Genomic DNA, 348 nt, shown 5'->3' with positions numbered 1-348 from the left:
ACTTCGGTAAGTTTGTAAATTCGTAACTCCAGTTATCTGAGGCACTCACTTCTTTACTATCTACTTGCTCACCATCTACCAGTAAATTAACTGTGATTTTTTCTGGGCGTTTTCCATCTTGGTTATTATTATCTTCCCAAGTTTTTACTCCAGATACATTAGTAACTTCTGGTGTGTATTTGTTTGTTATGTTATAACCAGTGATTTCTGGTGTATATCCGTCAACTTGATTCTCTGTTACTGTATAACTTACTTCTTTTCCGTCTTTAAACTTCGGTAAGTTTGTAAATTCGTAACTCCAGTTATCTGAGGCACTCACTTCTTTACTTTCTACTTGCTCACCATCTA

At 35.3% G+C, this 348-nt stretch carries 1 protein-coding gene; it reads right to left on the bottom strand.

Features of this window, described 5'->3' with window-relative positions:
• Window positions 1–348 (bottom strand): Cna B-type domain-containing protein (locus HZY83_RS00030; protein ID WP_179942083.1); only part of this gene is annotated, 348 nt, incomplete at both ends.

The sequence above is a fragment of the Gemella sp. GH3 genome (assembly GCF_013415425.1).
GTDB lineage: Bacteria > Bacillota > Bacilli > Staphylococcales > Gemellaceae > Gemelliphila.
This window is presented reverse-complemented; position numbering and strand designations above follow the sequence as displayed.